The sequence below is a fragment of the Flavobacterium algoris genome (genome assembly GCF_048158525.1).
GTDB classification, from domain to species: domain Bacteria; phylum Bacteroidota; class Bacteroidia; order Flavobacteriales; family Flavobacteriaceae; genus Flavobacterium; species Flavobacterium algoris.
Window position 1 is genome coordinate 48,806 of record NZ_JBLNKT010000015.1, and the last position, 15,813, is coordinate 64,618.

Here is a 15,813-nt window from a genome sequence, read left to right on the forward strand (position 1 = left end):
TAAAAGGAAATTAAGTATTTTTCTATCTATTTTTTTATTTAAAGGTATTATAAACAAATGGTTATGTTTTTTGTCTATTTGTTTGATTTGTCTCATTAATAGCAAATTAATCCAATTTTAGACCCTGCTTTTAGCTATAAATTTGTGATAAGCAAACAGTAAGTGAGCACTCAATTATTTGTGAGTGAGTACTTACTCCTGTCGAAATCAAGTAAATTTAGATACTAAGAAATGAATAATCCTATTATTGAAAAAATTGAAGCCATTCTGGTTGATTTGCCAACAATTCGTCCGCATCATCTCTCGATGACCGTAATGAAAAAACAAACGATGGTTATCATTCGTATGTTCAGCAGTGATGGAATTGAAGGAATTGGAGAAGCGACAACAATTGGTGGATTGAGTTATGGAGAGGAATCTCCGGAGAGTATGAAACTCAATATTGATACTTATTTTGCTCCTTTATTAGTGGGGCAGGATGCGACCAATATTCACAAAGCCATGTTTTGGATTGAAAAAAACATTAAAGGGAACCGAATTGCAAAATCCGGAATTGAAACAGCACTTCTAGATGCGCATGGAAAACGATTGGGTGTTTCTATCGCTACGTTATTAGGAGGGGCAATTACTGAAACTTTACCTGTTTTATGGACTTTGGCCAGCGGAAATACACAACAGGATATTGAGGAAGCCGAACATCTTTTGGCTATTGGAAGACATACTACTTTCAAATTAAAAATAGGTTGGCAAGCGCCGGAAATTTCAATCGCTCACGTTGCCGCTATCAAAAAAGCTTTGGGAGACCGAGCAAAAGTAACTGTGGATGTGAATCAGGCTTGGGACGAAAGCACTGCAAAAATAAGCATTGCTAAACTTCAAGAAGCAGGAATTGATTTAATTGAACAGCCTATAGTTAAAGAAAATTTTGAAGGTTTGGCTCGTTTGAGTAAAATGTTTACCGTACCGATTATGGCAGACGAAGCGTTGAACGATAGTACAGATGCTTACAAATTGGCCAAAATAAGAGGAGGAGATGTTTTTGCTTTAAAAATCGGAAAATCAGGTGGATTGCATAATGTTTTAAAAGTGGCTGCAATTGCAGAAGCGGCCGATATCAGTTTGTACGGAGGAACCTTATTGGAAGGAACAATTGGTTCTGTGGCTTCGGCGCATGCTTTTAGTACGTTAAAAACAATGTCTTGGGGAACGGAACTTTTCGGACCATTATTGTTAACGGATGATATTGTAAAAACCAAAATAGCATTTTCGAATGCTTCTATGAAAATCCCACAAGGTCCAGGTTTAGGCTTGGAATTAGATTTAGAAAAACTCAACCAATATAAACGCAAATAAAAATTAGAACTATGTTATTCCACGTAGAAATGACCGTAAAAATTCCACATGACTTAGATGTGAATTTTGTAAACGAATTAAAAACAAAAGAAAAAGCAATGTCCCAAGATTTGCAACGCAGCGGAAAATGGGTAGACATTTGGAGAATCGTCGGGAAGTATTCGAACATCAGTATTTTCAATGTTGAAAGTCCGGCTGAACTCCATGACATCTTGAGCAATTTACCCCTTTTTCCTTTTATGGAAATCGAAGTAAAATCATTATGCAAACATTATTCTTCGATTAAAGAAGGAGAATTATAACCATTTTAAAATAATCAAAAAAAACTATAATAAATTTAAAAAATCAATATCATGACTATAGCACAAATAGACGGATTACTTCAAAAAATTGAAAGTACTGAAAAAATAGAAGCTGGAAGCGAAAGAGCAAAAGCAATTGTAAACAGAATCCTTCGCGATTTGTTTTACACTATCGAAGATTTAGATATCCAACCGGATGAAGTTTGGACGGCAGTAAATTTCTTGACACAAGCGGGTAAAAATGAAGAATATGGTTTAATCGCTGCAGGTTTAGGATTAGAACATTTCTTAGACTTACGCATGGATGAAGAAGAAGAAAAAGCAGGAATGATTGGTGGAACGCCAAGAACTATTGAAGGACCACTTTATGTTGCAGGTGCGCCAAAATCAAAATGTTTTGCACGTCTTGACGATGGAACTGAAATAGAACAAGGGGAGATTTTCTTTATGCAGGGGAAAGTTTTAGATGATAATAACAATCCAGTTCCAAATGCAATAGTAGAAGTTTGGCATGCTAATTTAAAAGGGAACTATTCTTATTTTGACCAATCGCAAAGTGATTTCAATTTACGCAGAACGATAGAAACGGATGAAAATGGAAACTATCAATTCCGCAGCATCCTTCCTTCTGGATACGGAGTTCCTCCAGGTGGATCAACAGAAACGCTTTTGCATGCCGTTGGTCGTCACGGAAATCGTCCGTCTCACGTTCATTTCTTTGTTTCAGCACCAGGCTGCCGAAAGTTAACTACACAAATTAACTTTGCTAATGACCCCTACTTATGGGATGATTTTGCTTTCGCAACACGTGAAGGTTTGATTCCGGATCTTGTCGTAATTACTGATGCGGAAAAAATCAAAGAAAAAGGATTAGACACCCCTTTTTCCTCAATCGATTTCGACTTCACTTTACACAAAGAAGTGGAAGGAATTCATGATGCAGAAGTTGAGCGATTGAGAGCTGAATCTATAGCATAATATATAAAAGAACGGTCTATTGGCATTTTCCGAATCTTTTTTGGACTTGTGAAATCCCCGTGAGAAAGAACAAATCGAATTGATTTTTGTAGCTATTCTCATGGGGTTTTTACCCCAAAATTCCTCTGGATTGGGTGGTTATGACTACTAAACAACAACACTAATGGAAAAATTAAATAAAGAATATGTAGAAAGCCTACTTCAACACGATGTTGCAAATGGTTTGTATCGTCATAACAGAGAATCTTTTACCAATCCGGAGTTGTTCGAATTGGAAATGAAATATATTTTCGAAAAGAATTGGATTTATTTGGCACATGAAAGTCAAATAACAGAATTGAATGATTATTTCACCACCTACATTGGCAGACAATCCATCTTTATCGCTCGCAACAAAGACGGTGAATTGAATGCTTTTATTAATGCGTGCAGTCACAGAGGAGCGCAGCTTTGTAGGTATAAAAAAGGAAATAAATCAACCTATACATGTCCGTTTCACGGTTGGACTTTTAATAATTCAGGGAAATTATTAAAAGTAAAAGACGGAAAAGGAGCAGGATATCCAGAGCAGTTTAATACAGAAGGTTCTCATGATTTGAAAAAAATAGCACGATTTGAATCGTATAAGGGCTTTTTATTTGGCAGCTTAAATTCAGATTCTTCTTCGTTGGAAGAATATCTTGGTGATACCGTAAAGATTATAGATCAAATGGTAGACCAGTCTGAATTTGGTTTAGAAGTAGTAAAAGGATCTTCTACCTATACCTATGACGCCAACTGGAAATTGCAAATGGAAAATGGAGCCGATGGATATCATGTAAGCTCTGTGCACTGGAACTATGTGGCCACCATGGGGAACCGTAAAGAAGATGGTGTACAAGCGGTAGATCCTAACGGATGGTCAAAAAGTGTTGGTGGTGTTTATGGTTTTGAAAACGGTCACATGCTGCTTTGGACCAAAATGCTGAATCCGGAAGTGCGCCCTCTTTACAGTCAATTAGATCGATTGAATACGACACTTGGCGAGGAAAAAACGAATTTCATTGTCAACGAGACACGTAATCTGGCTGTTTATCCAAATGTGTATTTGATGGATCAGTTCTCGACTCAAATTCGTGTACTTCGCCCTATTGCTGTAGATAAAACAGAAGTGACTATTTATTGTTTTGCACCCAAAAACGAACCTGCGGCAGATCGTGCGTTGCGTCTTCGTCAATATGAAGATTTCTTCAATGTGACCGGAATGGGAACCCCTGATGATTTGGAAGAATTCAGATCGTGTCAGGAAAGTTATTTGTCAAAAGGAATGCCTTGGAACGACGTTAGCCGTGGTGCTGAGCACTGGGTTTATGGTCCGGACGAACATGCTACCGCCATGGGAATAAATCCAAAATTAAGCGGAAATCGAAGTGAAGACGAAGGTTTATTTCTGATGCAACACCAGTATTGGGCAGACGTGATGAAAAAAGCCGTGGATAGCGAGGAATTGATTAACCTAGAAAACAATTTGTAAGATGACGAATTACGATAAAATACAAGCATTTGTTTATCAGGAAGCGAGATATTTAGATGACAAACAATGGGATGAATGGCTTCAGTTATACGATGAAAAAGTAGAATTTTGGATGCCATGTTGGGATGATGAGGATAAATTAACGACCAATCACGAAACGGAAGTTTCACTGATTTATTACCCGAATCGTTATGGTCTGGAAGACCGTATTTTTAGAATCAGAACTGAACGTTCCAGTGCTACTTTACCAGATACCAGAACAGGTCACATGATTTCAAATATTGAAATTCTGGAAGAAAATAATGATGAAATTAAAATACGTTTTAACTGGAATACATTAAGCTTTCGATACAATAAATTGGATCAATTTTTTGGCGTTTCCTTCTACACTTTGAAAAAAGTGGAAGATTCATTTTTAATCACTAATAAAAAAGTCATACTGAAGAACGATTACATTCGTCAGATTCTTGACATTTATCATATTTAATACAAAAGTAATGGCAAAAATAGCATTAAACTTTGAGGACGGAGTAACCCGATTTATAGATAGTTTACCCAATGAAACAGTGGCAGAAACTGCATATCGTGTTGGGATAAACATTCCGTTAGACTGCGCTGATGGCGCTTGTGGTACTTGTAAATGTAAAATGAGATCAGGGAATTTCGATACGGGAGACTATATCGAAGAGGCCTTATCAGATGAAGAAGCAGCGACAGGTTTTGCGCTTGCTTGTCAAGTGAGACCAAAATCAGACCTTGTGGTTGATATTTTAGCGAGTTCTGCTGCCTGTAAAGTTAAATCTACGGCTGTCGCTACCGAAATCAAGGAATTAAACCGATTGTCTTCTGAAATCTACCAATTAAAATTGCGTGCTGCTGACGGGAGTTCTTTTCAATTTCTTCCGGGGCAATATGTAAATATTGAGGTTCCGGGAACTTCACAAACCAGATCGTATTCGTATAGTTCACAACCGGATACTTCAGAAGCGGAGTTTTTAATCAAATTAGTGCCTGGAGGATTGATGAGTACGTATCTAAAAGAGGAGGCGACTGTAGGAGGTGAACTGAATATTGTAACTCCTTTGGGAAGTTTTTACCTGAGAGAGGCACAACGTGATTTAATCTTTATTGCAGGAGGTACTGGGATTGCCCCTTTTATGGCGATGCTTGAAAAGCTAAAAGCAGAAAAGAATACGACTCCGATTCATTTGTTTTACGGAGCTACGACAGGAGAGAATGTAGTGGAATTGGAACGTTTGAGAGCGTTTAGTGAAATTATGCCATTAAAAATACATACTTGTACTTCTGACGAACAAGCAGAAGGTCATAATAAAGGATTCGTTACGCAATGGATTAACAAAGAGCTTCTGGGCGATAAAGCCTATGATATTTATATCTGTGGACCAAATGCGATGGTAGAAGCGGTAAAAACTACGCTTGACAAAGAGGCAATTCAACATGTTAATTTTTACATGGAAAAATTTGTTCCAACGGGTCAGGAAAATGTACAATTATAATTTTTTAAATACTAAAAATGCTTCACCCCAATAGATTTTCAGGAAAAGTGGCCCTTGTTACCGGTGCCGCTCAAGGAATAGGAAAAACAGTTGCGCTTCAACTTTTAGCCGAAGGTGGTTCAGTTATACTGGTCGACCGTTCTCCAATAGTAAATGAGATCGCATCACAATTAAGTGAAGAGCAAAAGAATAAAGCACTCCCTGTTGTTGCTGATTTGGAACAATTTTCAGGCTTTCAGTCGGTAGTAGAGCAAGCTGTTGCAAAGTTTGGAAGAATAGACATCTTGATTAACAACGTGGGTGGAACCATTTGGATGAAACCTTTTGCAACCTATGAAGAAGATCAAATAGAAAAAGAAATCCGTCGTTCGCTTTTCCCAACTTTATGGGGCTGTCGTGCAGTTATTCCGGTGATGTTGGATCAAAAAGGAGGGGTAATCGTGAATGTTTCTTCGGTTGCAACCAGAGGAATTAATCGTGTTCCTTATGCTGCTGCAAAAGGAGGTGTCAATGCCCTCACAGCCGCTATGGCCTTTGAATATGCTAAAAAAAATATTCGGGTGAATGCGGTTGCACCAGGTGGAACCGAAGCACCTGAACGTTTGATTCCCCGTAATGAAACTCTTGATTCCGAACAGGAGAAAATATGGAGACAAGAAGTGGCGGATCAAACCACCGAATCGAGTTTAATGAAACGCTACGGAACCATTGAAGAACAAACTTCAGCCATACTTTTTCTGGCATCCGATGAAGCTTCCTATATCACAGGAGTTACCATTCCGGTTGCCGGTGGTGATTTAGGTTAATAAAAGAATAAAATAATGTCAAAAATAAAAATACAGCATACAGCATTGAATTATGTGTTAGATGATTTCAAAAAGGAGCTAACTATTGTTTTTTCTAATTCATTAGGAACTGATTTGACAATGTGGGACAAACAAGTAGAATTACTTGGTGCAGAATTTAATATCCTGCGGTATGATACTCGCGGTCATGGAAAAAGCGAAGCTTCCGAAGGGGAATATTCCATTGAAATACTAGGGAATGATGTCTTGGATTTATTGGATCATTTAAAAATTGAAAAAGTAAATTTTTGCGGATTGTCTATTGGCGGATTGACCGGACAATGGTTGGGAATTCATGCGCCGGAACGGTTGAACAAACTGATACTTTGTAATACTGCCGTAAAAATTGGAAACAAGGAAGGCTGGAATACCCGAATTGAAACGGTTCAAAAAAATGGTTTGGACAGTATCGTTTCAGGAACGCAAGAACGCTGGTTTACCACAGAATTTGTTACCAAAAATAAAGCGGAGGTTGATGCGGTTTTAGCAACATTTGTACAAACACCGGTAGCAGGATATATTTCTTGTTGTGCCGCCGTTAGGGATGCTGATTTTACAGTTGAAGTTTCCAAAATTTCGGTGCCAACTTTAATTATTTCCGGTACAGAGGATTTGGTAACAACCATAAAGGATAGTGATTTTCTAATGGAAAAAATTCCAAATTCGATTTTGGCGGCTTTAAAAGCGGCTCATATTTCAAATATTGAAAAAGCCGATGATTTTACAAAACTACTTATTGAATTTATTAAAAATTAAAATATGAAAACAGTTCCACAAATAACAACCGAACAAGCCGCAGCTTTCGTAAAAGATGGTGATACCTTATTGCAAGGTGGTTTTGGGATGACGGGAAATCCGGTACATTTAATGGATGCTTTATCGAAAACTGAAACTAAAAACATCACTTTTATTGGAAACAATGTAGGCGAAGCGGGAATTGGGGGCGGACGTTTGTTGCGAAACGGACAATTGAAAAAAATGATTGGTTCTTTTTTTACCAGTAATCCAGAAGCGGTGAAAGCGGCTCAGGATGGAATAGTAGAATATGAATTGATACCGCAAGGAACTTTGGCGGAAGCCTTAAGAGCCGGTGGTGCTGGAATAGGAGGTTTTTATACGCCAACTGCAGCCGGAACACCTATTGCAGAAGGGAAGGAGACTAAAATAATTGATGGTGTTGAACAGGTTTTTGTAAAAGGAATTCGTGGAAACGTAGCTTTTATCAGAGCGTGGAAAGCAGATACAGCAGGAAATTTAGTGTACCGCATGACGGAACAAAATTTCAATCGCGCAATGGCAACAGCAGCTGATTTGGTTGTGGCTGAGGTAGAAGAAATCGTAGCGGAAGGCACTTTAGATCCTAATTATATTCATACACCGGGATGTTACATCGATTACTTGGTTCAGGCGACACTTACTTTGGAAGACTTAGGTTCATCGGCATCGGTGAGTAAAGGAAAAAAAGTTAGTGAAGACCGTATGAATATGGCCAAACGCGCGTTACAAGAATTGAAAAAAGGAGATGTTGTCAATTTGGGAATCGGAATTCCAACCTTAGTTGCTGATTTAATTACACCAAAACACGGTGTTATTTTACACACTGAAAACGGAATGTTAGGCGTTGGTCCAGAACCTGTAGATGGAGGAGGAGCAATGAATTATCCGGTAAACGCAGGAAAAATCCCAGTGACGGCAGTAGCGGGAAGCAGTTATTTTGACAGTGCTGATTCTTTTGCCATGATTCGTGGAAAACATGTTGATATTGCTGTAATGGGCGGTTTAGAAGTAGATGAGCACGCGAACCTGGCAAATTGGGCAGTTCCGGGGCAACCTTTATTGGGAGTTGGCGGCGCAATGGATTTGGCCTCAGGTGCCAAAACGCTGATTATTACAATGAATCACAACAACAGAGACGGAAGTTCTAAAATCGTGCCTACTTGCACATTGCCTTTGACGACTTTGGGGTCTGTTGATATGGTGATTACGGAATTGGCCGTTTTCAAATATATTGATGGTAAATTGACTTTAATAGAATTAATGCCAGGAGCAACATTAGAGGAAGTTCGAGAAAAAACGGAAGCAAAATTCGTGGAACAATTAGCATAAAAAGAAGGATAGAATAGGATTACTTTTAGTTTTTCAATTCTAACGAATTTAATACTAATCAAATGGTAAACAAATTAATACGATACAGTATCGGATCAGATTTAATTATTTATGGGTTCAAATGCATCATTGGTTTTCTAATTGGCTATCAATTGTATTTGGGTTTTCCTCAATATGAACTGTATTGGACGATGCTTTCTATTGTTTTGGTTATTTCGCCTGAAGCAAAAGATGCGCGTCGTTTATCGATTGAACGGTTTAAATCTAATTTAATTGGTTCCGGAATTGGATTGTTTTGTTATTTTATTCATGCTCCAAATGTCTATATGCTATTGTTGGGTATTGTTCTTTCCATAGTTACTTGTTATTTATTCAATCTGATGAATGTGGCGCGAACAGCAATTGTAGCACTCATTATTGTATTGATTCATGAACAGACGCAAATGTCATGGATAGGAGCTGTGGAACGGTTTATATCTGTGACTACCGGATGTTTCATTGGATTATCGATTACCATTATTACATCGGCAGTAATTAATTATTGGAGAAAAAAAGCAAACCTTCCACAAGAAGGATCATAATTTAAAATTAATAAAAATGAATACAGAAGCATATATAATTGATGGAATCAGAACGCCAATAGGAAGTTTTGGAGGAACACTTTCTGCTGTCAGAGCAGATGATTTGGCGGCAATTGTCATTGCAGCATTAGTAAATAGAAATCCAAATATTCCACCCGATGCGATTGATGATGTCATCTTAGGATGTCACAATCAAGCTGGAGAAGACAATCGTAATGTGGCTCGAATGGCGTCATTGCTGGCGGGATTACCGGTTACAGTTCCGGGAGAAACGGTTAATAGATTATGTGCTTCAGGAATGTCTGCAATTATTGGTGCGTCAAGAGCTATTAAAGCTGGAGATGGCGATATTTTCATTGCTGGTGGAGTCGAGCATATGACACATGGTCCGTTGGTGATTTCAAAATCAAAAAAAGCATTTGGAACCGATTCTAAAATGGAGGATTCCAGTTTTGGATGGCGTTTTGTAAACCTAAAAATGAAACAAATGTACGGCGTGGATCCGATGGGAATTACCGCTGAAAATTTAGTGGATTTGTACGATATCAGTCGGGAAGATCAGGATTTTTTCGCTTACAATTCACAAATGAAAGCAGCAAAAGCGCAAGAAAATGGAGTGTTAGCGCAAGAAATTATTCCCGTTAGCATTCCGCAGCGAAAAGGCGAACCAATTGTTTTTTCTGAAGATGAATTCGTAAGAGCCAGTACAACATTGGAAACTTTGGCTAAATTAAAATCGGCTTTCAAAGCGGATGGAACGGTTACGGCAGGAAACGCTTCAGGATTGAATGATGGTGCAGCGGCCACTTTTATTGCTTCAGAGAAGGCGGTAAAAAAATACAATTTAAAACCATTAGCCCGCATTGTAAGTTCGGCAGTTGTAGGTGTTGAACCTCGAATTATGGGAATTGGTCCTGTTACCGCAACGCAAAAAGCTTTGGCGAAAGCCGGATTAACATTGAATGATATCGATATTATTGAATTGAACGAAGCCTTTGCAGCTCAGAGTTTGGCCTGTACCAGAGCCATGGGACTTCAAGATAATGATTCTAGAGTTAATATGAATGGAGGAGCAATTGCCTTGGGACATCCACTGGGAATGTCAGGAACCAGAATAGTTTATAGTGCTGCATTATCCTTGCAACGGCTACAAAAACGATATGCTTTGGCAACCATGTGTATTGGTGTTGGACAAGGGTACGCCGTAATTATTGAAAGAGTTTAAAATTATAAAAATACTCTCAATCTAAATAATTTTCAGATGAGCAAAAAGAAAGATATACTCGACGCAGCTCTCAAACTCTTCACAGAAAATGGGGAGCGAGCCACTTCTACAAAATCGATTGCTTCTGAGGCGGAAACATCAGAAGCATTGATTTTTAGGCATTTTGGTACGAAAGAAAAATTATTGGAAGAGATTATCAAACATGGCTATCAAGAGGCAGCAAAAATAATTTCCAATTATTTGAATGACGAAAGCGGATTGCAATACATTTTAAAAATCGTTGAGGTTCCCCGAATTTTAGTAGATGCTCATCCCGATTTTTGGAAAATGCAACATAAAATCATTGCGTTAAATTTACTTTCTCAAAGATACCACGACATTTTTATGAAGCCTTGTTATGAAAAACTAACAGTAGTTTTTTCTAAATTGCAGTATGAAAATCCAACTTTGGAAGCTGAATTATTACTGATTTATATCGATGGAATGTGGAAACATTTTGCCTCGCAACAATTGGATTCTAAAACCGAAAGCGCCTTGACAAAACTACTACAACAGAAATATAAGAATTTCAATTAAGTAATGGGAAGTTTCTTAAATGAATCTTTCAGAAAAATAGGTGTTAAAACAGCATCATTTCTTAAATTTGAAATGATGCTGTTTTTAAAATAATATTATCTCCAACCTCCACCTAATGATCGGTATAATTCGATATTTTCGGTTAATTGTTCTCTTTTAATATTGGCCAGTTCCAACTCACTTTGCAAGATATTCGCTTGCGCTGTAATTACTTCGAGATAGTCTGCCATTCCGTTTTTAAACAACATATTCGAATTTTTTATCGCTTGTTGTAATGTTTTTACACGTTCGTTAATAAAAAAATGCTGTCTTTCCAGTTTTTCGATTTTTACTAAAGCATCTGATACTTCGCTAACGGCAACAAGAACCGATTGTCTAAAGTTTAAAACTGCTTTTTCTCTTTCGGCTTTAGCAATATTGTATTGCGTTCTTATCTTTTTGCTGTTTAGCAACGGTTGTGTTAATCCGCCGAGTGCTGTTCCAAATAACGAAGCAGGAATGTTAAACCAGTTGCTTGTTGCAAAAGAATTTAAACCTCCGCTTGCCGTAATTTTAAGGGAAGGATATAAGCTTGCTTTTGTAATTCCTACGTTTACATTTGCTTTAAGCAAGGTCAATTCGGCATTTTTAACATCAGGTCTTTGTCTTACTAATGAAGATGGAATTCCCGTCGTTAAATTCTCTTTCAGCTGAATTGAATTTAGTGTAATTGTTCTTTCTTTTGAACTTGGAAACGAACCGGTCAATACACTAAGCGCATTTTCTTGAATAGCAATATTTTGTTCCAATAACGGAATTAATTGTGCCGCAGTTAGTTTTTGGGCTTCCGATTGTTGAATGGCCAATGAAGTAACCAGACCTGCATCGTATTTTAATTTGATGATATTGGTTGTACTGTCGTTTAGTTTTAGGTTCTTCTTGGCTATTTCTAATTGAGAGTCTAACATCAAAAGATTGTAATATCCTTTGGAAACATTTGAAACAATAGTAGTTTGCAACGCTTTTTTTACTTCTTCCGATTGAAGATATCCGGCATAAGCACCTTTTTTCTGACTGCGAATTTTACCCCAGATATCGGCTTCCCACGAAAGTCCAATTCCAGCCGAATAATCTTCAATATGCTTTTCGTTTAAAGCCTGATTTAAGTTAATTCCGTTGAAACTATTTTCAGAAGGACGATTGGAACTTACATTCACAAAAAGATTTGCTTCGGGAATATTTCCCCATTTAGCCTGCGTTAATTGATAGTGTGCAATTTCAATATTTTTGCTTGCAATCTGCAAATTGTTGTTTTTTGTAATAGCACTGTCTATCAGTTTTACGATGTCTTTCTCAGTAAAGAAATTTTTCCATTCTATATTAGCAATACTTGTTGTATCGCCGGAAGCGGATGCATTCCTGAAATTATCAGGAAATGCATCTTTTGGGACTTCAATATTCTTCGAAACTTTACAGGATAGGAATGTTGTGATAAGAATTACTATCGCAACAATTTTGGTTGTATGATTTTTCATTTTACTTTTTTGGCATTAAATTTCTGAACAAGTATCTTTTCTAGTTTCAAGATCTTTCGAAACTCTATAGGATATGTATGCGATGACAACAAAAACTGTTATAAGAACTGTGGTTATATAATTTTCCATTTTTTATTTTTCTTCGTTATGAATTACGGCTAGTGGTTTTCCGGTAACCTTTTCTTGTAAATGTTGGAATACGATGAATAAAACCGGGATGATTAACAACCCAAGGATTACTCCTGAAACCATTCCTCCGGCAGCACCAATACTTATCGAGTGATTTCCTTGAGCTGATGGTCCTGTGGCACTCATCATTGGGATTAACCCCACTACAAAGGCCAGAGATGTCATGATAATTGGACGAAGTCTCAATTTTGCAGCTTCTATTGATGCAGCAACTAATGATTTTCCTGCTTTTCTTCTCTGCGAAGCAAACTCGACAATCAAGATGGCATTTTTGGCCAGCAATCCAATCAGCATGACAAGCGCAACCTGTACGTAAATATTGTTTTCGATTCCGGTCAAGCCAATGGCTACAAACACTCCAAATATTCCGGCAGGGATAGATAAGATTACCGCTAAAGGCAAAATGTAACTCTCATATTGTGCGGCAAGCAAGAAATAAATGAATATCAGACACAGAAGGAAAATTGTTGCTGATTGACCTCCGGAAGAAATCTCCTCACGTGTTTGTCCTGAGAATTCATAACTATAACCTGCTGGCAATTGTTGAGCAGCCACTTCCTCGATTGCTTTGATGGCGTCTCCTGAACTAAAACCAGGCTTCGGAATCGCATTGATCGAAATTGAATTAAATAAATTGTATCTTGATGCTGTTTCAGAACCATAAATACGAGTCAGTTTGACCAAAGTATTTAGCGGAACCATTTCGCCATTTTTGTTTTTTACGAAAACACGATCTATTGATGACGGATCAGCTCTGTCAGCAATATCTGCCTGAACAACCACTCTGTAATATTTACCAAATCGATTAAAGTCTGATGCCTGTGCGCTACCAAAATAAGCCTGCATAGTTTGCAGAATATCTTTTACTTTCACACCCAATTGATCGGCTTTTGCGTCATCAATATCCAATTGCAATTGAGGATAATCAGCTTTGAAACTGGTAAAAGCTACCGCAATTTCAGGCCGTTTCATCAATTCTCCGATGAAGTTTTGAGAAATGCCACTAAACTTATCCAGTTTACCTCCAGTTTTATCCTGAAGTACCAAATCTAATGCTTCCACGTTACTGAAACCAGGAACAGTCGGGAAACTAAATACGAAGAAACTACCGCCAGAAATAGCGCCTAATTTACCACGAACCTCATTCATTATTTCGTCGATATTTTTTATTTTTCCGCGCTCTTCATTTGGTTTAAGCAATACAAAAACAACTGCCGAAGATGGGCTTGTCGAATTTGTTAGTAAGTTGAAACCTGAAATCGCAGTTACAAATCGGGATGCATCTAAACCTCTCAATGTATTTTCTGCCTGAGTCATTATTTTTTGAGTTCCGTCTAATGATGTTCCCGATGGAGTATTCACTGCAATGGCAATAAAACCTTGATCTTCGGTTGGAATAAAACCTGAAGGCGTAGTTTTTACCATTACAATTGTAGCAAAAGTAATTACCGCTAAACCACCTAAACTAACCCATTTATTGCGAATCAAAAATCTCAAACTGCCCACGTAACGGTTCGTTAAAGAATTGAAACTATTATTGAATCCATTGAAGAATTTCTCCTTGAATCCCTTTTTCTCATAGGGAGTATTGCCGTTTGCAGCATGATTGTCTTTTAAGAACAAAGCGGCCAGGGCAGGGCTTAAGGTTAAAGCATTAACTGCTGAAATTACAATTGCAATTGCCATTGTGAAAGCAAACTGGCGATAGAAAACTCCAGTAGAACCTTCCATGAAACCAACTGGCAGGAATACCGCGGCCATTACTAACGTGATGGAAATAATAGCACCTGTAATTTCGTGCATCGCTTCGTGTGTTGCAACTTTAGGGGACAGACGTTTGTGTTCCATTTTTGCATGCACGGCCTCGACGACGACAATCGCATCATCGACCACAATACCAATTGCCAGAATTAAGGCAAACAATGTTAATAGATTTATCGAGAATCCGAATAACTGCATGAAGAAAAACGTACCCAAAATAGCTACTGGAACTGCAATGGCCGGAATCAAAGTCGATCTAAAATCCTGTAAGAAGATAAATACTACAATGAAAACCAATATAAAAGCTTCTATTAAAGTATGTTCAACCTGTTCTATCGATTGGTCCAAAGAAACTTTTGTACTATAGAAAATATTGTGTTTTATTCCTGCCGGGAAACCTTTAGCTGATTTTACCATCAGTTTGTTAATAGCAACCTGAATGTCATTTGAATTCGAACCCGCCAACTGAATGATACCGATTACGACTCCTTTTTTACCGTTCAAACGCGTTAAACTATTATAGGAGTAGGCTCCAAGTTCAATTCTCGCTACATCTTTTAATCGAAGTATAGAACCATCAGCATTAGAACGTATTGCAATATTTTGATATTCTTCGGGTTTGGTTAGTTTTCCTTTGTACTTGATAACGTATTCAAAAACTTCTTTACTTCGCTCTCCAAATTTCCCTGGAGCAGCTTCCAAACTTTTATCTTGAATAGCAGCCATTACCTCATTTGGCGTAATTTTATAGGTCGCCATTTGAGTTGGATTTAACCAAACACGCATGGAATAATCTTTTACACCTCCAAAAATACTGGCTGAACCTACTCCTGGAATACGTTTGATTTCAGGAATAATATTGATTTGGGCATAATTAGCAATAAAAGTCTGATCGTATTTCGATTCATCCTCGGTGTACATACCAATCGCCATAATGAAACTATTTTGTTGCTTCGCAGTGGTTACACCTTGTTGAACAACCTCTGCCGGTAATTGACTTGTAGCTTGTGCCACTCTGTTTTGCACATTTACCGCAGCCTGATCGGCATTTGTTCCTAATTTAAAGAAAACTGTAATTGCTAAAGTACCGTCATTACTGGCTGTTGAGCTCATGTACGTCATGTTCTCCACACCATTTATAGATTCTTCCAGCGATGGAGCAACGGAACGCAAAACCGTTTCTGCGTTGGCTCCCGGATAAACTGCCGTTACTAAAACCGATGGTGGTGCAATATCAGGGAACTGTTGTAAAGGCAATTTCGTAAGCCCAAGTATACCCAATATCACCAATAATATGGAGATAACCGTTGCCAGTACGGGTCTTTGTATAAATATTTTGAACATTTTCGTAAA

General features: G+C 37.9%; 14 protein-coding genes. 12 read left to right on the forward strand and 2 right to left on the reverse strand.

The genetic code is table 11. The features are described 5' to 3' along the window. Nucleotides 1–231 precede the first annotated feature (231 nt). From ACM55I_RS09485 to ACM55I_RS09540, 12 genes are all read left to right on the forward strand, one after another. The gene (locus ACM55I_RS09485; protein WP_416846533.1) at nt 232–1,353 is read left to right on the forward strand and encodes a muconate/chloromuconate family cycloisomerase; all 1,122 of its coding nucleotides are present in this window, start codon (nt 232–234) and stop codon (nt 1,351–1,353) included. 11 nt (nt 1,354–1,364) lie between these two features. Further along, nucleotides 1,365–1,655, forward strand: coding sequence for a muconolactone Delta-isomerase (gene catC / locus ACM55I_RS09490; RefSeq protein WP_416846534.1), 291 nt, complete (start codon nt 1,365–1,367; stop codon nt 1,653–1,655). Between the two features lie 51 nt (nt 1,656–1,706). Next, nucleotides 1,707–2,633 (forward strand): catechol 1,2-dioxygenase, encoded by a 927-nt coding sequence (catA, locus tag ACM55I_RS09495; protein ID WP_416846535.1) that lies wholly within the window; start codon nt 1,707–1,709, stop codon nt 2,631–2,633. Between the two features lie 163 nt (nt 2,634–2,796). Then, nucleotides 2,797–4,146 (forward strand): SRPBCC family protein, encoded by a 1,350-nt coding sequence (locus ACM55I_RS09500; RefSeq protein ID WP_416846536.1) that lies wholly within the window; start codon nt 2,797–2,799, stop codon nt 4,144–4,146. Nucleotide 4,147: 1 nt separating this feature from the next. Next, a complete protein-coding gene (benB, locus tag ACM55I_RS09505) occupies nt 4,148–4,633 on the forward strand; it encodes a benzoate 1,2-dioxygenase small subunit (protein ID WP_416846537.1) in 486 nt (161 codons plus the stop codon). Nucleotides 4,634–4,643: 10 nt separating this feature from the next. Next, on the forward strand, nt 4,644–5,663 hold the full coding sequence (gene benC, locus ACM55I_RS09510) for a benzoate 1,2-dioxygenase electron transfer component BenC (protein WP_416846538.1): 1,020 nt from the start codon (nt 4,644–4,646) through the stop codon (nt 5,661–5,663). Between the two features lie 17 nt (nt 5,664–5,680). Continuing rightward, entirely contained in the window at nt 5,681–6,469 is a 789-nt protein-coding gene (gene benD / locus ACM55I_RS09515) for a benzoate diol dehydrogenase BenD (protein ID WP_416846540.1), read from the forward strand. 15 nt (nt 6,470–6,484) lie between these two features. After that, entirely contained in the window at nt 6,485–7,264 is a 780-nt protein-coding gene (gene pcaD / locus ACM55I_RS09520; RefSeq protein ID WP_416846541.1) for a 3-oxoadipate enol-lactonase, read from the forward strand. A 3-nt stretch (nt 7,265–7,267) separates the two neighbouring features. Then, nucleotides 7,268–8,614 (forward strand): 3-oxoacid CoA-transferase, encoded by a 1,347-nt coding sequence (locus tag ACM55I_RS09525; RefSeq protein ID WP_416846542.1) that lies wholly within the window; start codon nt 7,268–7,270, stop codon nt 8,612–8,614. A gap of 62 nt (nt 8,615–8,676) precedes the next feature. Beyond that, on the forward strand, nt 8,677–9,195 hold the full coding sequence (locus ACM55I_RS09530; protein ID WP_416846544.1) for an FUSC family protein: 519 nt from the start codon (nt 8,677–8,679) through the stop codon (nt 9,193–9,195). 16 nt (nt 9,196–9,211) lie between these two features. Further along, nucleotides 9,212–10,420, forward strand: coding sequence for a 3-oxoadipyl-CoA thiolase (gene pcaF / locus ACM55I_RS09535; RefSeq protein WP_416846545.1), 1,209 nt, complete (start codon nt 9,212–9,214; stop codon nt 10,418–10,420). A 36-nt stretch (nt 10,421–10,456) separates the two neighbouring features. Beyond that, entirely contained in the window at nt 10,457–10,996 is a 540-nt protein-coding gene (locus tag ACM55I_RS09540) for a TetR/AcrR family transcriptional regulator (protein ID WP_416846547.1), read from the forward strand. Between the two features lie 95 nt (nt 10,997–11,091). Here ACM55I_RS09540 and ACM55I_RS09545 read toward each other — a convergent pair whose 3' ends face one another. Further along, nucleotides 11,092–12,510, reverse strand: coding sequence for a TolC family protein (locus tag ACM55I_RS09545; protein ID WP_416846548.1), 1,419 nt, complete (start codon nt 12,508–12,510; stop codon nt 11,092–11,094). A 132-nt stretch (nt 12,511–12,642) separates the two neighbouring features. Continuing rightward, a complete protein-coding gene (locus ACM55I_RS09550; protein WP_416846549.1) occupies nt 12,643–15,804 on the reverse strand; it encodes an efflux RND transporter permease subunit in 3,162 nt (1,053 codons plus the stop codon). Between the last annotated feature and the right edge of the window lie 9 nt (nt 15,805–15,813).